The 22,003-nt window shown below is 32.8% G+C and carries 24 protein-coding genes and 1 pseudogene; 10 read left to right on the top strand and 15 right to left on the bottom strand.

Going from position 1 to position 22,003, the window contains the following annotated elements; genetic code table 11:
* Positions 1–231: pseudogene (locus BLT80_RS19415) on the bottom strand (IS110 family transposase); the annotation flags it as partial.
* Positions 232–586: 355 nt separating this feature from the next.
* On the opposite strand from BLT80_RS19415, the gene BLT80_RS19410 reads away from it, so the two are divergent.
* The 6 genes from BLT80_RS19410 (at position 587) to BLT80_RS19385 (ending at position 5,155) form a co-directional block, all read left to right on the top strand.
* The gene (locus BLT80_RS19410; protein WP_092471137.1) at positions 587–1,687 is read left to right on the top strand and encodes a hypothetical protein; all 1,101 of its coding nucleotides are present in this window, start codon (positions 587–589) and stop codon (positions 1,685–1,687) included.
* Between the two features lie 147 nt (positions 1,688–1,834).
* Complete coding sequence (locus tag BLT80_RS19405) at positions 1,835–2,764, top strand: TolB-like translocation protein (protein WP_092471134.1); 930 nt, start codon at positions 1,835–1,837, stop codon at positions 2,762–2,764.
* Positions 2,765–2,883: 119 nt separating this feature from the next.
* Positions 2,884–3,369 (top strand): hypothetical protein, encoded by a 486-nt coding sequence (locus tag BLT80_RS19400; RefSeq protein WP_092471132.1) that lies wholly within the window; start codon positions 2,884–2,886, stop codon positions 3,367–3,369.
* Between the two features lie 224 nt (positions 3,370–3,593).
* Entirely contained in the window at positions 3,594–4,157 is a 564-nt protein-coding gene (locus tag BLT80_RS19395) for a hypothetical protein (protein ID WP_245710307.1), read from the top strand.
* A 13-nt stretch (positions 4,158–4,170) separates the two neighbouring features.
* The gene (locus tag BLT80_RS19390) at positions 4,171–4,632 is read left to right on the top strand and encodes a VOC family protein (protein ID WP_092471130.1); all 462 of its coding nucleotides are present in this window, start codon (positions 4,171–4,173) and stop codon (positions 4,630–4,632) included.
* 196 nt (positions 4,633–4,828) lie between these two features.
* On the top strand, positions 4,829–5,155 hold the full coding sequence (locus tag BLT80_RS19385; protein ID WP_092471128.1) for a hypothetical protein: 327 nt from the start codon (positions 4,829–4,831) through the stop codon (positions 5,153–5,155).
* Positions 5,156–5,435: 280 nt separating this feature from the next.
* Here the strand turns inward: BLT80_RS19385 and BLT80_RS19380 are convergent, their stop codons facing one another.
* From BLT80_RS19380 to BLT80_RS19365, 4 genes are all read right to left on the bottom strand, one after another.
* On the bottom strand, positions 5,436–7,658 hold the full coding sequence (locus tag BLT80_RS19380) for a TonB-dependent receptor (protein WP_092471126.1): 2,223 nt from the start codon (positions 7,656–7,658) through the stop codon (positions 5,436–5,438).
* A 74-nt stretch (positions 7,659–7,732) separates the two neighbouring features.
* Positions 7,733–9,010, bottom strand: a complete 1,278-nt coding sequence (locus BLT80_RS19375) for a tetratricopeptide repeat protein (protein WP_092471124.1) — start codon at positions 9,008–9,010, stop codon at positions 7,733–7,735.
* 99 nt (positions 9,011–9,109) lie between these two features.
* Positions 9,110–9,685 carry a DUF4331 family protein gene (locus tag BLT80_RS19370; protein WP_092471122.1) on the bottom strand — a complete coding sequence of 192 codons (576 nt, stop codon included), beginning with the start codon at positions 9,683–9,685 and terminating at the stop codon, positions 9,110–9,112.
* Between the two features lie 108 nt (positions 9,686–9,793).
* On the bottom strand, positions 9,794–10,447 hold the full coding sequence (locus BLT80_RS19365; RefSeq protein WP_092471120.1) for a DUF4331 family protein: 654 nt from the start codon (positions 10,445–10,447) through the stop codon (positions 9,794–9,796).
* Between the two features lie 234 nt (positions 10,448–10,681).
* Here BLT80_RS19365 and BLT80_RS19360 point away from each other — a divergent pair, with 234 nt between their 5' ends.
* Both BLT80_RS19360 and BLT80_RS19355 read left to right on the top strand, forming a co-directional pair.
* Positions 10,682–11,857 (top strand): LETM1-related biofilm-associated protein, encoded by a 1,176-nt coding sequence (locus BLT80_RS19360; protein WP_092471118.1) that lies wholly within the window; start codon positions 10,682–10,684, stop codon positions 11,855–11,857.
* Positions 11,858–11,892: 35 nt separating this feature from the next.
* The gene (locus BLT80_RS19355; RefSeq protein ID WP_092471116.1) at positions 11,893–12,453 is read left to right on the top strand and encodes a hypothetical protein; all 561 of its coding nucleotides are present in this window, start codon (positions 11,893–11,895) and stop codon (positions 12,451–12,453) included.
* 42 nt (positions 12,454–12,495) lie between these two features.
* Here BLT80_RS19355 and BLT80_RS19350 read toward each other — a convergent pair whose 3' ends face one another.
* The 9 genes from BLT80_RS19350 to BLT80_RS19310 form a co-directional block, all read right to left on the bottom strand.
* On the bottom strand, positions 12,496–13,443 hold the full coding sequence (locus BLT80_RS19350) for a Fic family protein (RefSeq protein WP_092471114.1): 948 nt from the start codon (positions 13,441–13,443) through the stop codon (positions 12,496–12,498).
* 53 nt (positions 13,444–13,496) lie between these two features.
* A complete protein-coding gene (locus BLT80_RS19345) occupies positions 13,497–14,252 on the bottom strand; it encodes a LytR/AlgR family response regulator transcription factor (protein ID WP_092471112.1) in 756 nt (251 codons plus the stop codon).
* Positions 14,253–14,296: 44 nt separating this feature from the next.
* The gene (locus tag BLT80_RS19340) at positions 14,297–14,611 is read right to left on the bottom strand and encodes a 2TM domain-containing protein (RefSeq protein ID WP_139181111.1); all 315 of its coding nucleotides are present in this window, start codon (positions 14,609–14,611) and stop codon (positions 14,297–14,299) included.
* A 5-nt stretch (positions 14,612–14,616) separates the two neighbouring features.
* Positions 14,617–15,753 carry an amidohydrolase family protein gene (locus tag BLT80_RS19335; RefSeq protein ID WP_092471108.1) on the bottom strand — a complete coding sequence of 379 codons (1,137 nt, stop codon included), beginning with the start codon at positions 15,751–15,753 and terminating at the stop codon, positions 14,617–14,619.
* 129 nt (positions 15,754–15,882) lie between these two features.
* Positions 15,883–16,227: a 2TM domain-containing protein gene (locus BLT80_RS19330; protein WP_092471106.1), complete on the bottom strand. Its 345-nt coding sequence runs from the start codon at positions 16,225–16,227 to the stop codon at positions 15,883–15,885.
* Positions 16,227–16,553 carry a 2TM domain-containing protein gene (locus BLT80_RS19325; protein ID WP_092471139.1) on the bottom strand — a complete coding sequence of 109 codons (327 nt, stop codon included), beginning with the start codon at positions 16,551–16,553 and terminating at the stop codon, positions 16,227–16,229. Before BLT80_RS19325 ends, BLT80_RS19330 begins: the two co-directional genes overlap by 1 nt.
* Positions 16,554–16,564: 11 nt before the next feature.
* On the bottom strand, positions 16,565–17,917 hold the full coding sequence (locus tag BLT80_RS19320) for a histidine kinase (protein ID WP_092471104.1): 1,353 nt from the start codon (positions 17,915–17,917) through the stop codon (positions 16,565–16,567).
* A gap of 6 nt (positions 17,918–17,923) precedes the next feature.
* A complete protein-coding gene (locus BLT80_RS19315) occupies positions 17,924–18,547 on the bottom strand; it encodes a tetratricopeptide repeat protein (protein WP_092471102.1) in 624 nt (207 codons plus the stop codon).
* 1 nt (position 18,548) lies between these two features.
* Entirely contained in the window at positions 18,549–18,971 is a 423-nt protein-coding gene (locus BLT80_RS19310) for a DUF2141 domain-containing protein (RefSeq protein WP_092471099.1), read from the bottom strand.
* 182 nt (positions 18,972–19,153) lie between these two features.
* Here BLT80_RS19310 and BLT80_RS19305 point away from each other — a divergent pair, with 182 nt between their 5' ends.
* Entirely contained in the window at positions 19,154–20,965 is a 1,812-nt protein-coding gene (locus BLT80_RS19305; RefSeq protein ID WP_092471096.1) for a serine hydrolase, read from the top strand.
* A 162-nt stretch (positions 20,966–21,127) separates the two neighbouring features.
* Entirely contained in the window at positions 21,128–21,676 is a 549-nt protein-coding gene (locus BLT80_RS19300) for a hypothetical protein (RefSeq protein WP_092471093.1), read from the top strand.
* Between the two features lie 48 nt (positions 21,677–21,724).
* Here BLT80_RS19300 and BLT80_RS19295 read toward each other — a convergent pair.
* The coding region (locus BLT80_RS19295; protein ID WP_139181027.1) for a transposase at positions 21,725–22,003 on the bottom strand (279 nt) is incomplete at its 5' end.

Genomic DNA, 22,003 nt, shown 5'->3' with positions numbered 1-22,003 from the left:
TGGATTTTCTACTGATACTTTGAATCCAGTTTCTAGCAAATAATAAGCTAACTGATAGTGATAATAACCTGTAGCTTCCATAACGCAATAGCTATTAAAATCTAAGAGTTTTGAGAACTTTTTAAAGCCAAGTTCATTGTTTTTAAACTGATAGTAATTACCATCAGAATCTGTAACATCAAAAACCTTTTGGCTGATGTCAATTCCAAAATATTTAATATCTTTATTCATAAGAAAATGTTTTTTTGAAAGGACATACTACGCGAGTTTCAACGACTTAAAATCGAGGTCTAAAAGCCTCACAGAACTGTACGAAATCTGTGTAGAAAAGAGAGGGGATTTTCAATGTTGACGAGATCTAAAGTCTCTGCGTGTATATTAACCTTATTCCTCTCTTTTGTTCTTTCTAATTTATCCTTAAATTTAATGAATTGTAAACTTAAGACGTGTATAACCAATTGCTTGGTCTGTGTGTACTCGGAAAATCCGTGGGATTTTCCTCTGGTTCGTTTTCTATTTACTAACTTAGTGCTAGCCAACGCAACTAGCCATACACAAATACGTTAGTCACCATAAAATTAAAAAAATGAGAATAACAATCATTATAATTATTCTGACAATTCAAGTAGGTTGTAAAAACCGTAATGAGACGAATATTAAGTCTGAAAATTCTGCCATCACTGAATTAACGAAATGCAACTACAATAATGAAGCAATTACTAAATATCACATTCTAACTAATAAAGCTGAAATTGCAATTTGTGATCGTGATTTCGATAGAGCATCCAAAAATTACTCATTGGCATTTAAAGAAATCAAAAAACCTTTTTGTTCTGATGTTTATAATGCCGCACTTTCAAATCAACTCTCTAATAATTTAGATGAAAGAAATTTAAATCTTCAACTACTTATAAATAATTCAGATGATTTAAGTTTGCTAAAGTCAATTTTTGTCAACACATATATAGATGAAAACCTTTGGAATTCTTTTATAGAGAAAAGAACGACTGAATATGACTCAAGATTAAGAAATGAATTCAAATCAATTTGGGAAAGAGATCAAATGTTCAGACCAATGTACGATACTCATGATGACACTATTCAAGCTAATCGAATAATAAATATGAACAGGATACTTTCCATAACTGATTCTCTTGGCTTCCCTTCTCAGATAGAGCTCGGTTTTAGAAAATCTTTAAGAGGGCAAAATCATGATGTGGTTTTAGTTCATACATCTCAAAGAAGAAGCAGCAATAAAAACATAATTGATCTTGAACCAATTCTTTGCAAGGCAGTAAATGAGGGGCGATTTGATCCTGAACAGGCAATCTCTTACCTACATTTCCAAAATGATAAAGATAAAGGAAATTTTGAGGTTTACTCAACTTGGCAATATAGACATCACTTGTTGCCAGATTCTCTAAATAACAAAATATGGCTTCCAAATTTGATTAAGGAAAAATATGAGAGTGCCAATAGAATAAGAAAAAAATGGAATGCTGATCAATTAGATGACATTGCAACAAAATCTGATTTTAATTCAAAAAGCAACATACCGTTCATATTTACATCAGTTATGACATTCATTGAAAATATGCCAACAGATCTAACTCTGGAAGAGGCTTTGGAACAATATAAAATGACTACTTCAGATAAAAGACCATTTGAAAAGTCAAAAATACGGTGACTAACACCGTATAAAATTAATTGCTGGTTATAGCTTACTTACGAAAGTCCTCGCGGACTTTCTATCTGTGATTTATTTGCTAACTTTAGTGCTTAAACTCACCACTAATCATACATAACCACGCAACAACACTTAACAAAGATAAATATGATAAAAAACAGGTTAATTATTGCGTTTGTTTTAATTTCAAATATAGTCTTAGCACAGCATGAAAATGATATTAGGCAATTCGATAAAACACTAAATCAATTTCTAAATGTAAGAGATTTTTGTATTTCAAAAAGTGGTGATGAAGTGTTTTTTACAATACAAAGTCCTGGTCAAGAAATTTCTCAATTAGCTAGTATGAAAAAAGAAGATAATGAATGGACAGCACCCAAACTATTATCCTTCTGTGATTCAAACATGTATTTAGAACCATTTTTATCAGTTAATGGAAATCGCTTATTTTTTGCTTCCGACAGACCATTAAATGATTCTATTAATGTTAAGAAAAACTTTGATATTTGGTACGTAGATAGAGATACTAAAGATAGCGAATGGTCTCAACCAAAAAACATAGGAAAACCTATTAATTCTGACTTAAACGAGTTTTATCCTACGCTTAGTGAAAACAATAATTTATACTTCACATTAGAGTCTCCTAATGGATTAGGAAAAGATGATATTTATTTTAGTAAATGGGAGAATGATAAATATTCAAATCCTATTGTATTAGATGAAAACATAAACAGTGAAGGTTATGAGTTTAATGCTTTTATCTCTAGTAATGAAGATTTTATGATATTTTCAAAATACAATGAGAAAGATGGACAAGGAAGTGGCGACCTCTATATCTCCAAAAAAGATGCCAACGGAAAATGGAAAAAAGCAACTAACTTAGGTACCCCTATTAATACACAAAAAATGGAATATTGTCCGTTCTATGATGAAAAAAACCAAATATTGTACTTTACAAGCAAGAGAAGTAACATTTACTCAAGAAATTTTAAAAACATATCAGATTTTAAAAATTACGTTCGTGAAAATAATAATGGATTGAGTAAAATCTATATGGTACCATTAAAAATAAAATAGAAACTGTCGCCTACAATGCATAACGAATCATTATTCCAAACCACTAGCAACATATAAAAAATAAGTAAATGGCATAATAATTGAATGCACAAAGAAAATCAAAAAAAAAAACCATATTTATGAACACGTTAAAATTACCAATAACACTTACTTTTTTATTAATTCTTTTTGTAGCATGTAGTACAGATGATGAAGATAATTCACGTGAAATATATACTACCGAAGATTTAAATGTACTACATAATAATAGCTCTAAAACATGGGAATTAGAAGCCTACTATCAGAACTATGATAATTGGATAAGTGATCAAAATGAGTGTTTTGTTGATGACAGTTACATTTTTAAAACAGATAATGAGGTAGACGTAATTAGTGGAAATGAAAATTGTTATTATGGTGATTCAGAAATTGCAGAAGCAAGCTATACCTTTTATGAAGAACAAGGGGAAGTTTGGTTGACTATGATTAGGGGGAAAATAACAGATAATATAGTGAGTAGTACTTCCTTTTCATTAAAATTAATAGAGTTACAAGAAGATAGAATGGTATTTTCTTCTGGACATAAAGGAGATTATAAAATGGCTTTAATTTTCGTAAAAAACTAAAGACGTGTGGTAACATCCTATATAATAAATGGCTTGGTCACTGGCGATTTACTAACATTCTTACGGAATATGGCTTCGCTAGTTCGCTGAACTTGGATCTATCAATGATTTATTTGCTAAATTAGGTGCTTAACCACGCAACACCCGAGCGAAGCGAACAGACGAAGTAAACCATACACAAGACCGCTGTATACAACTAAAAGACAAAACATTAAACAGTTCAAATGACTAAAAACTGGTATTTAAATTCAAATGACGACTTAACTAAAATTGCTAGAAATTACGGTCTAAATAATTGGAATGAATTAACTGAATTCATACAAGGACTGCCATATGGTAGAAATAAAAACAGAACTGATTTTAAACTGGTTCTAATTGAAAAAAAAGGAACTTGCAGTTCAAAACATTCTACTCTAAAAGAAATAGCTAATAGAAATAATTTCCCTGATGTAAAATTGATTCTTGGCATGTACAAAATGAATAATAGTAACACACCAAAAATCGGAAACGAATTATCTAAATATGCAATTGAATACTTACCGGAAGCTCATTGTTATCTAAAAATAAACAACGTTCGTATAGATTTAACAACGAAAAGATCAAATTTTAAAAAAATTGAAAGTGACATCATTGAAGAACTTGAAATTCAACCTAATCAAGTAGCAGAATTTAAAATTGATTATCACAAGAATTTCATAAGAAATTGGTTAACAAAAACTGATCTCAATTTTACCTTTGACCAAATTTGGCATATAAGAGAACAATGCATAAGAAACTTAGCTGAATAAAAAATAATTACAGATGATAAAAGGACTTTTTGAAACACATTTATATGTAGAAAACTTAGAACGCTCTATAGATTTTTATGGTAAAACACTTGAACTTAAACAATGCTATTACGAAGACGATAGGAGAGCAGCTTTTTTTTGGATAGGTAAAGAAAAACAATCTATGCTTGGTTTGTGGGAAAAGCCAAAGGAAGAAATTGATATTAGACATTTTGCTTTTGAATGTGAACCTGAGTGGATACTAAATGAATCTGTGAATTATCTAAAATCCAGAAATCTAAAGTGCCGAAATTTTTTAAGAGACGGAACAGAAAGACCTATGGTTTTTGTTTGGATGCCCGCTATTTCTATATATTTTGACGATCCAGATGGACATTCTTTAGAGTTTATCGGGATCTTGCAGGGGAAATCTACTCCCCAAAAAGAAAAAATTGTTGTTTCCTATGAGGAATGGCTCAAAATAAAGCAAGAATAAAACGGCGTACAACCATGTACAAAAATAATATCAGTTTTTCTCTAAAATGAAAGTAAGTAAATTAAACAAATGTCTAGATTGAACCGAAAGGCTAGTGCGTTCAAATCCGTTACTATCCTTTTACTAGACCGTCGTTGGCAGTAATTATAGAAAACCATACGTTCTAAAAAAAATGAATAATAACTAAATTGGTTTTATGAATTCCGACATTAAAAACATAAAAGCTAAACTGACTTTATACGCAACCGAAAATAGTGGACGAAAAACTGGCATCGGAACAGGTTATCGCCCAAACCACGTTATGGAATATTTGCCAAATTCAAATGACTTTCCAACAACATATATTGGTCAAATTGACTTTGAAAAAGGTAGAATTTACCCAGGAGAAACTGAAAACGTAAAAGTGATCTTTTTAAAACATCAGAATATTGAAGAAATTTTAAAGAAAGGAAGAATTTGGTGGATTCAAGAAGGAGCAAGAAAAATTGGTGAAGCTGAAGTTATTCAGATTTTAGAGGAATAAAAACTACTACCAACAATAGGTATAATGAACGGCTTACCTCTAGCCTACCTGCAAAAATCCCCGCAGACTTTATTGGTAAGTAATTATTTATTAAATGATATTCAAAAAAAACACCCACTCTTACGAGCAGGTGCCATCACTAACAAAAAAACTCAAAAAACATCATGAGTTTCTCATGACACGACAAATCTAAACCCTAACTTTAGATTCCTCTTTTTTGCTAGCAATCAATCAACTTAACTTAATCTGCTTCCCCACAAATTAAGCGGTTGAAAGCTTATTAAAATCTATAGCTTACCGTTCCTTTTAGAAAGAATGGTGTACCAGGTGTAAAATGTATTTCTTCAACAGATTGTGCTTCGTTTTGCAAACGCGATTCTGTAGCAAATTGGGTTTCATTCCAATCCACATCAAATAAGTTTTCTATCGCAAAACCAAATGTGATGTTATTCAGTTTATAATTCACATTAAAATCAGTTACCATATACCCTTCTGCTACAATTGAATTGTCTTCGTTTGCTGCTCTATCATCTAAATATCTAAAACGTAAACCTCCAGAAAACCCATTAAGATCATCCACAGACAAACCTCCAATTAGCGTAAAATCTGGTGCTAAAGGAATGTAGTTTTCACCATCCGGATCATCTACACTTCTGGCATTGGTAAGCGTTGCATCTGTATCTAAAAACAACCAATCGGTCAACTGGTAACGCAAGCCTAAATCTAATCCGTAACGTCTTGTTTTTCCGCTTGGCTCTACAATACCTGCATCTCCAACATAAACGAATTCTTGTTCTAAAAACAAATACCATAAGGCAGAGTTCACTACGAGCTTAGGAAATGGTTTCCATACAGATCCTAAATCGGCTCCATAAGAACGTGGTAAAATATCTTCGCCTCCATTGGCAACCACCACTCTGGTATCGTTAGAGTGAAATCCTATTCCTGATTTTAAATACAATTGCAGATTATCTTGTGCATTGTAATAGAAATTCAACTTCGGACTTACAATCGTTTTAGTTTCTGCTAAAGTTTGGTAATTAGACTGCAAAGCATCGTTATACATAAACTTGAAATAGTCTAAACGTAACGCTGGTGCCACTTTAAATTTTCCAAATTCAAATTCTGCATTTACAAAAGCGTCAATATTTGTTTGGTTAATATCTCCTAATTGAATGTTTTCTAAAGTTGTGGACCTGTTTAAGGTTCTAGATAATTCTACATCATCAGAAATATCATGTCTTAAGCCTATACCAGAGGTTAGCGTCAATTCCGTATCGCCCAAATATGTGGTGTGTGTAATGGCGGTGTTGACACCAAAAATATTTCGATCTTCTTTCTGATAAATTTGATCTCCATTAATAGGATCTTCTAAAAAGAAGGTAAAATTAGAATACAACTCAAAAGCATAATGCGAATAAAAGGCGTTAGCACTTAAACTGGTATGATCATCAATATACTTATCGAAAGTTACATTAAGATTGGTACGTTCTGTTTGTCCGCCTTCAGTATCATCAATGGCTCCAAATCGTGAAATGTTTCCATTATCTACTTCGCGCTGTGGAATCTGCCCAGAAGCATCCCAACGGCTTGTAAAATGAGAAGCCGTTAAGATCAGTTTGTCGTTTTCTGGTGAAAACATAACGTACTTTCCAAATAGGTTTAAACGGTTAAAGTTCTGTGGTGATTCAAAAGGACCATCCGTATTAATATATTCTAATGCCACATAAGCATTTTGGTTTTTAGTATCTTCTAAAAGATTGAATAAACCAACCGTTCTCATAGTATTAAATTGCCCCACAGAAAACGAAACCTCACTTTCTTTTAGGTAATCTTTTGTTTTAAAATTAACGTAACCGGCTGTATTAAAATCTCCTTCTTGCGCATAATAACCACCTTTACCAAAATCAATTTTATTCACCGTTTCAGGGATTACAAAATGCAAATCGCTATAGCCTTGACCATGTGCGTGAGACACCATATTTACCGGCATTCCATCTACAGAAATTGATACATCAGTACCATGATCGATATCAAAACCACGTAGAAATAATTGTTCGGCTTTACCTCCACCTGCATGCTGACCAATAAATAAACCAGGCACTTTTCGTAAGACTTCTTGTGTGGAATTTACCGGAGTAACATTTAAGTCTAATCTCGAAATTGTACTTACCGTATTTAACTCTTCGGTAATCACCATTTCATCTAATTGAAAGGCTTTTTCTTCTAGAATAAAATTTAGATGTTCAATGGATTCTAAGGTTATAATTCTAGTTTTATAACCTAATAACCCAATTCTTAAAGAATCTCCTAATTTGGTATTAGCAATAACAAACACACCATTTTCTAATGTATGTGCATGACTTTCGGAAGTTTGGTTATAAATATAGGCCGCTTCCAAGGGTTGATTTAACTCATTTACGACGCGTCCTTTTACGTTTTGACTGTATGCCGTAAAGGCAAAACAACTCATAATAAAGGTTAATATACTGATCTGTTTCATTCGGGAATTTTTGAGAATTAATTTATAAATCACAGGATGACAAATACAAATATCCTGTTATAAAATTGTAAGAATTATAGCTGCTTTATCTTTGAAACCATCGTAGGTCCTAACTCATAAATACTAGCTAAAAGTTCAGCTTTTAGAGGTTGAACTTTGGCTGTTTTACCTGCTGCTTTATAAATTTCTGCCATATGGTATATGACGGCTGGCTCATAGGTTTTACCTTCTACAAATTCTACCATAATGTCATTTGCTTTCTCAATGTTTCCCGTTCTAAAATAACTCCAAGCTAATAAGTTATAAGATTGTGGTGTTGGTCTATTTTCAACTTCTTGCTTTGCGATTTCTAAAGCACGCTCTGGCATTACTATATCTTCCGAAAAAACCATAACGTTGTATTGATTATACATGTCTCCGTACAATTCATTTTTAACTGCCGCTTGATAGTTTTTTAAAGATTTTGCTTTTAACTTTGAATCGTCATTATATTCTGCAATCTGCGCTTTTAATAAATCGTAATCTGGAGTATTGTGATAAGACGTTATGTGATTTAAGATGTTTAGAGCTTCCGTTGGATTCTTCTCGTGCGAATACACAATCCATGCAATTCCTTTTTTAGCATAAGCATTATTAGGATCTAATTCTAACGCTTTTAAGAAGTAAGCGTAAGACTTATCTATGTCACCAGCATGACCATAAAAATCTGCAATATTAGTATAAGACCATAGTTTCATACCTTTTAAATTAGAAGATTCTGCGATTGCCATGGCTTTTTCCATGTTTTCAATAGCGCCATCTAAATTGCCTTTATGATCTTCTAATTTTGATAAACGAATCAAATAATCAAAACTAGATGTATTTTTGATATCTTTTAAATAGGCTTCTGCATAGATATAATTACCTAGCTCTAAATGCACATCGAAGAGCATTTTTTTAGTCCCATTGAGTTTTGCACCATTAGCTTCTGCTTTTTTCAGTAAGACTAGAGCTTCTTTAAAACGGTGTTGTGAAATGTAATTTGTAGCTATATTTTTTAAGAGTCCGGCGTCACTACCCTTAACTATTTTATTAGCTTCAAGTAGATCCTTTTCGGCTTTAATTAAATAATCAATCTCTCCTGTAACGTTAAACACCTCTGAATTGGCATTAGCACGACTGATTAAATAGGTATAAGAACTAGAACTATTCTCTATTCTATTAGTCCAAAAATCGACATCTTCTAAAAGTTTAGTTTGATCTATTTCGGTGGATAGGTATTGGCTATAATCAGCTTCATTGGTAATTTTATTAGAATTACAACTAAGCATTATTAGCGTTATAAAAATGGGAAGTATATTTTTGAGTTTCATAATAATTGGTTTTTTGAGTTTGGTTAATTCGAGTGGAAGCCCATATTAATAATCTAAAATGAGATCTTTCGATCCCATTTTAGGTTACCAATCAATCGCTTACCAAGGAGACGCTAAGTAAGGGAAAGACATCAAAAATTCTTTGTCATTAGCAGCGACATTATCACTAGATAATCCAGGGTATTCTGGGTTTGTTAAACCTGCTTCACCACCGAAAATTAATATCAATTCTACATCGATAACATCATCAGATAAGTTTCTACCTGTTAAGATATTTGTACCATCAAAAAATGTTGTTGGGTCATCTAAAGACACCGTTAATACATCTGTAGCTAAAACACCTGTAAATTGTGCCGCTGTAAAGCCTAAAGCATTAGCATCAGTTGGCGATGCTGCATCGTAAGCTGGACTCAAAGTTTCTAATTTAGTTTGAAATGCAGCTTGAAATGCAGCTCCCATATTTGAAGGGATTGTGGTATTAAAAGCATCTTTCATACCGTCGTTTACAAAAACCGTATTAATTGCTGGTCGTCCCATTTGGTCTTCCTGAACATAAGTTCCTGTAAAATTTGGACCTGTTGGACCGGTTACATTATCGTCGTCGTTACTACAGTTGATAGCCGTCATTGACGCTAAAATTGCAACTGCAAATAGTTTTATATTATTGAATTTCATGTTATTTAAATTTTAGTATTAATTAATATCATTGGAAACCTTTTGATGTTGAATACATTAGTGTTCAACCTGAAGTCTTAAAGTTTCAGCATGACTATTTATTTTAAATTATTGTTTTCTTTTAGATTCTACCCACGTGTTAATTGTACCAGATCCACCAATCATAGATTTAGGTACCTCAACAACTACAGATAATACGTTAGAACCAGCAAATGTATCGTCACCAGGATTAGCAAATCCGGTTGCATCTCCTGCAATAATTTCTGTATACTTGTTAAAATCGAAAAAGAAAGGATCATCTCTTGGGCCAGCAAAGAATTTCATACCTGCAAATTCCTCTATCATAGCAGTTTCCCCATAATTTGTAATATCTACAACACCTGCATTAGCTGTTGTTGAAACAATAGTACTGTTTAAACCCGTTGATGTTGGTGCAGTAGGTCCGAAGAAATACATTTTACCATCTCTTGGAGTTGCTTGGATTACAAGATCCTCAATGTAATCTCCGTCAGTATCAATATTGAATTCTAATAATACACGCTCATCAAAAGACGCTGCTGCCGTATTACCAGGAGTTAAAAGTCCTTGTACGTTGGCAACCAACACTAAGTTAGATGTGTTTTCACCTCTAAAGGCATAAAAGTCTGTGATATCACTTGTACCACCTTGCACTGCAGGAGCATCGATATGATCTGCTGCAATAGCAACGAATGTTGCAATACCTAAGATTGCAGTTGCGATTAAAATTTTTGTTTTTTTCATGAGTTTTTATTTAATGGTTTTTAATTGTCACATGCTGTTCGCTATTCATCATTTCGTTTATTGATGATGCTTACAACACGCTCGTTTCATAATTTGTGAGATTTTGTTAGTTTTAATGTCTCTGTTCTACCTACGAAAAAATATAAATAGCGGTTTTGTTAAAATTTTGTTAATGAAATAAATTGATGATTTCTCGGCATAAAAAATTAACTTTGACCCTTCAAATTATATGTTATGAATCCATCGGCTAACGGCTGGATAAAAAAATTACTTAATCTCGTTTCTGAAACCATGTATTCTCAGACTGAGACGGATACGTTTTATATAAATTTAAAACGCGCTGGATTTATATATGGTAGTAATATTAAAGTGGTATTAGATATTGTTAAACCCTTTGAACTTAGTGAAGAGGAACGTTGCAAGACTAATTTACTTCTTACCTTCTATTATATTTACAATAAGGAAAATCCAGAGGAACAATTCACAAAAAGTCTCATTAGATATTACAAGTCTATCACCGACCAAAAGCGATCGTTTTTTGAAGATTTATTTAGCGATAAATCACCTGATAGTTTGTTGGAAAAAATCATTCATAAGCGTATACACATTGATGATAATTTTATTTCAAAAAGTTTTAATTATTTTTTAATTAACGCCCTTTTATTCGTTGACGTATTAGGGTATCAACGTTTTTTGAAAGATGAAAATAAGATTAAAGACTATGTTGAAAACCTTGAATCTGCACTAGAAACCATTGTATTCTCAGTTATTGAGAATAAGACGGTAAAATCTGAATACGATGAAAACCTTATTAAATTGTTTGAAGATTCTATTCGTTATAAAAACGCTGAGCTTCTTACGTATAATGATGCTATTTCAATTATAGATGAGCCTTTAGAAAAGTTATATGTCATAGATTTGGTCTGTATGGCATCGTGGACTGATAAAATTATCGACAGAGAAGAACAAGATTTTTTAAATCAATTAAAAACAGATTTAAACGTAGATCATACAATTATTGTGCGATCTGTAAATGACATTAACTTATTTTATGATGAGCATAAAGAAGAGGTTGCTTTTTTAAGCTCTAAAAATTTAGCACAAAGTTTTTATGATAATAGTAGTAAAGTCGTTTCAAAGCTTATCAATCGAAACAGTAAACGTTTAATTAAAGAATTATCAGAAAGTAAAGAAGCTTTATACCTATTAACCCAATCCACACAACGAAATCTGACGGACGAAGAACAGAAGAAAATTCAAACCCAACTCATAGACATCTTTAAGTCTATACCGAGTTTGGCTATCTTTATGTTACCAGGAGGTATGTTGCTTTTGCCGTTGTTTATCAAGTTTATTCCTAAGTTATTACCTTCAGCCTTTGATGATAATAGAATAGACGATAAAGATTAAGTTTAGTATGAGTTTGCTGAAAGAAACTCCAAATTATGAAGCACATCTTATTCCTTTTAATAATCATAGTATTTACAAGTTGTGCTAAAAAACGACATACCGAAGCTGAGCAAATAAAAGTATTCTACAAAGGTTATAAGAATTCGGATTACAACCTGATAAAAAATGCATTAGCGGACAGTCTTACTACAGTCTTTGGTGACTATACCACAACCTACTCACAACAGATTTATTACGAACAATTTAAATGGGACTCCATCTTTAAACCCGATTATGAATTAGTTGATTTAAACCATAAGGACGGACAACTTGTTGCGACTGTTTCTATGCGTTCTTTAAAACTTGAATTTTTAAAGAATAACCCAATGACTTGTCGCTATCAGTTTCAATTTACTTCTGGAAAAATATCAAGAATCAAAGAATTAGATTGTAATGGAGTTGATTGGACTGTATGGCAAAACGAAGTGAACGCTCTTGCCAATTGGATTAAGATTAACCACCCTGAAATGGATGGGTTTATTCACGATTTAAGTATGAAAGGCGCTCTAAATTATGTAAAGGCCATTGAATTATATAAAAACCGCGAGGTAGATTAATACAAAAATTAGATATTCTTGTCTTCATTCAAAACATCAACTTTATTTCCCTTTAGCATTAATATAATTTAGAACGGCCTCTTTAGTTGTATACCAATTACGACCTTCTTTATGAGCATCTATTTTACCTTGACGCGCCAATAAACTAACATACTCTTGGCTATATGGCACCTCTGGTTCTTCAACAATATTAGAAATAGCCTGATAGTCTTTATCTGAACCTGGAATAGCACTCATGTATATATTTATTGAGCGCTCACAAGCCTGAGCCATTAATAGCATCAGTTTGCTATAATTTCCTTTATTAGCTTGATTTAAGGCTGCGTAATATTTAGCTCTATCATTAGTAAGAATGATGGCTGGGGGAAAACCATAGCGCATCAATAATAAATTCATGGCAAGCCGAATGGTACGACCATTACCATCATAAAATGGATGAATCCATACAAATTTATGATGAAAAACCGTGGCTAACTCAATAGGATTCAGCCCTTGTGGGTTTGTATTGATATAATTTATTAATGTCTCTAAGTATTCTGAAACTTTACGAGCGTTTGGCGGTATAAAATTAGCACCAGAAATACGAACAGCAGCGTTTCGTAAACGCCCTGCATAATCATCTTCTATAGAACGCAATACCAAACCATGAAGTTCTAAAATATCTTTAGCATTTAGAACATAATCGCTCTTAACTAAAGAATACAACTTATATATAGCCGTTTCGTGATTTTTAGCTTCAAAATGCTCTCGTAGTGATTTTCCTTTTATGGTAATACCTTCTTGTAATACCATTTGAGTTTCTCTTAAACTAAGTGTATTACCTTCTATACTATTACTATTATAAGTCCACTCTATAAGGAGTGATTCTTTAATATTTTGCAATACAATATTGGGCAATGGTCGGGCTGCATTTAAAACCTTAACCTTGTCTAATAATCTACTAAATGTAGCATTTAAATCGTTGCGATATGCTGTATTAACGTCCCACATATCACAAAGATACAACTTTTATCGGTTAGTTTCAAAAACACATCTATCCGATATTATTCTAACCAATTTTTAAAATCCTTAACACGTTCTCTAGCTACTATAATATCTTGCTCGCTAAAACGGTTGAGCTTTATTTGAAGTCGAGAATTGGTATAGCTCACCATATCTTTTATGGCATTGATATTGACGTAGAACTTTCTACTGATTCTGAAGAATACATCAGGTTCTAAATCCGCTTCTAATTCATCTAAAGTGGAGTCTAAAAGGTAATTACGGCCTTCAGTTGTAAATGCATAAGTGCCTTTGTTTTCACTGTAAATACATTCGATATCTTCAATATTTATAAGTTTTAGGTGCTGACCAACTTTTACCGAGAAGCGTTTTTTGTATTCACGCTCTATCGGATTCACCAATAAATTTTTAATATCATTAAAATCTAAGGTTACGGATTGTTTTTGAGGTAATCTTCCTTTATATTTTTCAACAGCCGTTTTTAAATCCTCATCATCAATGGGTTTTAATAAGTAATCAATACTATTTAGCTTGAAGGCTTTTAAGGCATATTCATCATAAGCTGTTGTAAAAATCACAGCGGACTTTATATCAATAGCTTCAAAGATTTCAAAAGACAAACCATCACTCAACTGAATATCTAAAAATATCAAATCTGGATGCTCATTATTTTGAAACCACTCTATAGACTCTTCAACCGAATGCAACATGGTTTCTGCATTGAGATCTACAATTTTTAGCATACGTTGTAATCGTCTTGCTGATGGTTTTTCGTCTTCTATTATGATTACATTCATGACTTATAATTTATATATTTTGATTCTTAAATTTGTAAAATGTGTTATTCCCAAAAGGTTGTTTTCTTATCTTTTTCCTCTAAGAATTCTTCTGCTTTTTTGTCTTCCCAACTTTTCTTAAAGATGTGTTTGCTTTTAAAAACATTCAAGCCGTGCACAACAATAAAAACGGTCCAAGCGACAATTAAACTAAGGTTTAAGCTGATGATATTATTCTTGTATGGTCCTGCAACTATATATAGGTTATACAAGAGAAGCGCTACAAAAACGATATAACCCGCTAAATGAATATAGAAAAGTTTAATTTTCCTAAGGTGATCTTTAGCCTTTCGTAATTGCTCTTTTTTGTCGCTATTCATTTTCTTTATAATTTTACTAATTTGCCTTTTTTCCACACCTTATTAGTGTTTCCAATAGCTTTTATGTCTTGAGTTGGATCACCTTCTACAAGTAATAAATCAGCCGAAAAACCAACTTTAATAAAACCTGTATTTTCTAAATTAAATGCTGTTACAACATTACTTGTTCCTGCTTTTAAAACCTCTACAATTGGCATTCCTGTTTCGCTAAGTAGTTCTAATTCTTTATGTAAATCCGTACCATAATTAATACCTAAATTTGGTGGATCTGTACCTGCCAAAATCGGAATGCCTGCGTCATACATTTTTTTCACTTCTGAAAGTAATTGCGATTTGCTTAAAAATTTTGATGCCTGTGCCCCAAAACTTTCAAAGGCTTTGAGTGTAGTTAACAACGTCGGAATCACAAAAAAGGATTTATCATCAGAAAGTTCTTTTAATTTTTCCGCTTCCAATTCTTTGTCCCACCAAATATGTACTAAACCATCAGCATTGTTAGATATAACATCAATAGCATCGTCTAGTCGACTAACATGTACGACTGTTATTTTATCAGCTTTATGAGCTTCTTTTATCAATTCGGCAACCGTTTCAGAATCTAAAGTAGTTTTCCATGGTTCTACAATAATTTTTATATAATCAACATTCGCTTTCACACGATCTTCTATAAATTTCGCAGCTTCTTCAGGTTTTGATAATGTAGCCACAGGAAAACCAAATTGAGTACCATGACCTTCTGGTGCAGTAGCCGCAAAGCCAGACACATAATAATTAGCGTAGTTCGTAGAATCTTTAAGTTGGCGCATGGCAGATTGATATGTTTCTACACCATGCATATCCATAACATTTAACACACCTGCTTTGGCAGCTTCCATTAATGATTGTTGTGCCCAAATATGCACGTGTGCATTCGATAAAGCCGGCAATAACATTTTCCCTTTTCCATCTATAACTTCAGTTGAATCTGAAACTTCGATCGACTTAGATATTTCCGTAATAATACCATTTTCAACCTTAACAGAAGTGGATTCTATAATAGTTGCACCATCAAATACTTTTACATTTTCAACTACAAAACTATCTTGAGCATAACCAATAAACACCACAAACACAAAAAGAATATTTAAACTAATCTGCTTCATTATTTTATCATTTTAAAAACGTTACGCATACCTTTTAACTATTAACTCTTCACTATTAACTATTAACTCTTCACTATTAACTATTAACTCTTCACTATTAACTCTTCACTATTAACTCATAACTAAAACCTATTCCCAATTCTGCTCTTCTTTTTTCATAAACTCTTCAATTTTTCGTTTTTCCCAATTCTTTCCAAAGAGGAAATTGGTACCAAAAACACCTAGAAAATGAAAAGCTAATCCAATTCCCCAGAAAAATGCGGTAGCATAAGGACCAAATCCTGTAAATCCTTCGCTAGAATTAACGGCTATTAAAATTATTAAAAACAAATTCACGATAACATATACTGCCAAATGCCAGTAAAAACCAATGATAGCATCTACTTTTTTCTTAGCTCTTAAATACGCTTCTTCGTTTCTAAAATCGACAGAATCGTTTTGATCTTCGTAAGGTTCTATATCAAATTTTTTCATTACTTATATTTTTTATTGTGTTCAAACTCTTCATTCATAAACTGCTGTATCTTCCGCTCTTCCCAATCGTCGCCAACAATAAGTGGCAGTCCAAATACAGAAAACGCATGTATAGCAATTACCAATCCCCATACTAACCATGAAGCCATCGTAGAGAAGCTAAAAAAGGCCTCTTCAAACGTTTCCCCACTATTAGTTCCACTCATTACTTTTACAGAAGTTATAATAGAATTAATTATAAAATAAACTGCTAAGTGCGTGTAAAAACGCTTTAGTTTTTCAACCTTATTCTTCGCTTTTCTAAAATTTGATTTATTAGTATCCATAATTGTATCATTTATTTCCATCGTCTTGTATCTTCTTCCTTGCGCATATACTCTTCTATTTTTCGTTTTTCCCATCCTGCTCCAAGCGCTCCATCATCTACATATACTCTATAGGCCTGAAATACTAAACTCAATCCCCAACCAAAGGCAGGAAACCAGAACCATTGGATGGTCATATATGAATACGTATACCATATAAATACTAAAAACGGTATGACGAATACATAGGATATTAAACTGTAATAAAAGGCCTTTAATTCTTCTACACGTTTGCGTGCTCTTACATAATCGTCGTTAAGGCGTGCTTGTGATTTTTGTGCTGTTCTCATGATTGATACTTGTTTTGTGAGCATAGGAATTGCGACTGCAAAATCCTTTTCTCGTTGATTGATGTGTACTTTTTTATTTGATAAAAGCTGATAGCGTTGTTTTATATTTTCTAAACCAACTCCACTACTCTTCTTTACAATTTGTTTTGGCTGAAGATTATTCATCACCACTAAATAATTATCATCTTCATATATTTTGATATGCAAGGGTTTACTCGATGTCACCATATTATGCTTAACCGCATTTTCTAACAACAATTGCAATGACAATGGCACCACTTTACTTTCTTGGTTTGAAGCTTTATCCGGAATCTCAAAAATGATACTATCCTCAAAGCGCATCTTTAAAAGCGACATGTAAGTTCTTGCAAAATTTAATTCTTCATCTACAGTCACTAACTCCTTACTTTTCTGCTCTAAAACATAACGATAGACTTTAGATAATGAGGTCGTAAATTTTTGTGCATTTACAGGATTCTCTTCAATTAAACTCGTTAAAACATTTAAGCTGTTAAACAAAAAATGCGGATCTAACTGATTCTTTAAAGCATCGAACTTTGCACTTGCTGTACCTGCAATTACCTTCTGTTCCTTTATCTTGTTTTTTTGATAGCGATTATAGAAATAAACAAAATGAAAAACAGACACGATACTTAATGTGATCCAGATGCCAAACGAGTAGGCTTTCCAGGATTCCTTTTCCATAAACACATTAAAGTCGGTCCCGTAATAAAATACGGATGTTCCTGCTCGTAAAAGAAAGAGACCAACTAAAGTGATGAATGTACTCCCTATAATACCTATAAGTATGCGTTTAATATAATCTCCTTTGCTCCATGTTCGTCTTTCCATATAATCGAAAAACGCCATATTTGAATACCCTAAAACAAAAGCGTAGAGTTGGTAAAATCCAAACTGAATAATAAAGTCATTAAATGAGTCATAATTAAAACCATCAGATAAAAGATTACCTATTACGAATACCACACATCCAATGGCGAATGTTAAAATTATTTTTTTTAATGACTTCATCATAATTTATTAGGATTTACAATCTTTAGAAACCGCTTCTGCACGTTCTTTTCCCCAATTAGGGTGTAATTGACTCTCTGGCTTAAAGGTATTAAAAAGTTCTATGGATGCTTCTATGTCTTTGCAATAAGGAGCTGTGTCTTTTCCGAAATATTTTGCACTTCCCATGGCCCACTCAGCCTTACCCAAAGCCGCTCTTGGATTTGTAGGATCAATAGCTGTTGCTTTTTCATAAAGCTCTGCTATTTTACCACCATATTTCATACCGTAGGTCATACCATCAAACGCCACCCAATTTGTAAAAACTTGAGCCTGCATAACCAGTAATTCTGTATTATTTTCACTTTTCAACATAGCAGCATCTAAATGTTCTAGTGCCTTGTCTAATTGTGCTTTTAAAACTGTCGCATCTTTTTCTGTCCAACTTTTTAGGCTATTAATCTGTGCGATATAATAATGCGGCAACCATTCTTTAGGTTCTGCCTTAGCAATACGCTCAAACATATTTTCGGCTTCATCTGTTTTATCTGATTGCCATAGATCAAAAGCTTTGGTCATGCCTTTTTCAAAATTGGTTTGCGCTTGTGCCAGTCCAGAAATTACAAGTAAAGCAATAAGTATTAGATTTTTCATATTAAAGTTTTATTGTTAGTGTTTTATTATCTTTTAATTCAAATTTGGCGTCTGCCCATTTTGGTGGTCCCATAAAACCTTTAGCATCGTTAGAGCATCCATAATCTTCTGATGGTATTCCAAAAAAGTTAGTGTCCATTTTACCATTATCATTTTCATCGTGAAAAATTGAAACCGCATAAGTTCCTTTTGGAATATCATCAAAATTTACCGTACATGTTTTGTTTTCTATTTTGCTTATGGCGCCTTTATAGGACGTCTCTAAAAATTCAGTTTCAGCATTATAAAGTGCTATAAACATTTTACCCTTATCGTTATCGGCTTCTACAACAGTGACTGTTATAGTATATTTTTCTTGAGCTTCTAACTGAAAACTGATAACGCTAATCAAAGCAGTAACAGTCATTTTTATAAGTATATTCATGGTATATGGTTTTGTTTGATACAAATATCGATTACAAGTTCTGGTTTTAAAAACTGAAATAACCGAAATGTTATTTTTTGATGACGAATTGTAATTTTTTAAAATTAAATACAAAAAACAGTAACTTACAGAGACTTATACCTACTAATATTTTATAACCATCATTTAAAACCAACTAAATAATGAAAAATCGCATCCTATTTCTTGTGTTAACTCTCGTTTCAACTTTTGTGTTTTCGCAAACTGACAAACGTCTAAAAGGTATCGAAAAACAATTTAACGCTGTTTTAGAAAGTACAAAAGCTGCCGGTTTTGCCGTAGCTATTGTAGAAGGAGATAAAATTATTTATGCCAAAGGTTTTGGGTATGCCGATTACGAAAATAAAATCCCAGCAGATGCTAACACGCTTTTTGCCATTGGTTCTTCGACCAAAGCATTTACTTCTGCGCTTTTAGGATTACATCGTGAAGACGACAAACTAACGTTTGACGATCGTCCGAGAAAATACATCCCGGAATTAGAATTTTACAATGATGAGATGGATAATACCATTATCATTAAAGATTTAATGCGTCATAGCACAGGTTTACCAAGACACGATGCTTCTTGGTATTATTTCCCAAGTCATAATAAAGACAGTTTAGTTACCAAACTAAAATACCATGAACCTTTTACCGGAGTGCGCGAACACTGGTACTATAACAATTTTGGATTTTTATTGCAAGGTGTCATTACCGAAAGAATTACAGGAAAAACCTGGGAAGAAAATATTGAGACAGAATTCTTTAAGCCCTTAGGTATGGATCGTTCTAAAACCACTATTGCCGGTATGAAATCTAGTTCTAACGCCGCTTTTGGTTACGAGTTGGATGCTGATAGAAATATCACCAAAATGGATTATTACGATATTGCCGGTATGTCACCAGCAGGCAGTATTAACAGTAGTGTTAATGACATGACGAAATGGTTAATGACCTGGATTAATAAAGGAAAATATAATGACCAACAAATTATCCCTGAGGATTACGTAAAAGAAGCTATGAGTTCTCAAATGGTTGTTGCGGCAGGCTTTCCTTCTAAAGAATTACCCGATGCGCAATTCGCTAATTACGGTTATGGCTGGTTTTTGCATTCGTATAAAGGTCATTATTTGGTAGAACACGGTGGTAATATTGATGGATTTTCTGCTAGTGTTGCCTTATATCCTTCAGATAGTTTGGGTATTGTGGTGTTAACGAATCAAAATGGCTCACCAGTGCCAAGACTTATTAGAAATATTACAGCAGATTATATGCTGAATGTTGACAAAACAGAATGGGCAAAAAAATACAAGGAAGATTTAGAGAAATCTTTAGAAGTGATGAAAGAAGCTAAGGACGAGGCGGAAACTTCTAATGTAAAAAACACGAGACCATCACATACCAAATTAGACTACACAGGTACTTATGAAGAGAAAGGCTATGGTAAGTTTGAAATTGAAATAGAAAACGATTCCTTATTTTCTAAACTGAATGGAAAAAAAATATTCTTAAATCATTTTCATTACGACACGTTTGAACTTCTTGAGGTTAAAAATGGAAAAGTAGACACCACAGACATTGGTAATTCAGTTAAAATAAACTTTAGCACCAACTTTGTAGGAGATATCGATTATGGACGTATGGATATTGAAGGCTTAGTAGACCCTATTGCTTTTAAACGGACACCAAACACTATAGATGTAGATGCTAAAACCTTAGAGCAGTATGTTGGTAAATACGATTTAATGGGCACAGAAATTAAAGCCTACATTAAAGACGAAAATGTACTTTATGTTTTTGTACCAGGACAACCAGAATATGCCTTAATACCAACTGCAGAACATAAATTTAATTTTAAAACACTCGAAGGTTTTAAGATTGAGTTTCTTGAAAGTGATGACAAAAATATTAATGAAGTAAAATTTATTCAGCCTAATGGGACGTTTGTGGCCAAACGAAAACTAGAAGAGTAATGCATACGTGACTTTACGTATATAAAAGTTGAAATTATTCAGTAATTTTATTAACTGATAAGTATTACAGAAGTTATTGTTATCCCGACATTAATATGGGGTGTTGGTGATGGAAGTTACTATAATAACGAGTTGCCACACATTTGAGAAAACCGTCACGAATTGAAAATCCTGAAAAAAATATTATTGGTAATTGGAATTTTAGCCATAATCGGATTTACAATAATTTGGGATATTGCTGACAGAGGACAATTTTATTCCAAACACGTTCCGACTGACGAACTGAACGAATTTTATATGCACAAAACGTCTGAACAACAAGAAAAGGCGTTTGAAAAGAATTTTGGATTTGGAAAATATAAATTCCCAAGAGAACACGTTGCGAAAATAAAGTTGTTTATGAATAACTTTCTGACGAGTCGTTTGACTTCCAAAACTGTGTCTGAATTGAATAAGGCTAATTTAATTGCGTTTTTCAATAATCCGAACAACTTCAATTGGTCAGAGACTACTTGGAGCTTGTCTGAATCGGAATATATTTTAAGATTTTATAACAAAAAAAATAAGGAAATTGGAAAGGTTTGGCTGTGTTTGGAAGGTTGTGGAATGACTGAATCGGAACCATTCTCACCGAATATGAAATACGGAGGATTAAGTGAAATTGGAAAAGAGAATCTGAATTTCATACTGAACGAAATATTAACTGAATAAAAAACGTGTGGTAACAAAGTACTGTGCTAAAAAACAAGTAAAATCCCATTAATTTTTCACTAGCGTACTTTTATATGTTGCATCAAATATTAACCCAGATTTTGCGATAGCAAAAGCTTGTTTTAGTAGCTTATTACACACTGCGATTAATGCTAATTTTTTACTCTTTCCTTTAGCCACTATTCGCTCATAAAGATCTCTGCATGCTTTGTTGTATTTGCAAGCTGTAAAACTGCACATAAATAATAAATTCCGAAGTTTTTGATTGCCCATTTTACTAATTCTTGGTCTCCCCTTTACACTACTTCCACTTTGTCTAATCATTGG

It is taken from the genome of Winogradskyella thalassocola (genome assembly GCF_900099995.1).
Classification (GTDB): domain Bacteria; phylum Bacteroidota; class Bacteroidia; order Flavobacteriales; family Flavobacteriaceae; genus Winogradskyella; species Winogradskyella thalassocola.
The sequence above is the reverse complement of the archived record's forward strand: the minus strand, read 5'-3'. Positions and strand labels throughout refer to the sequence as shown.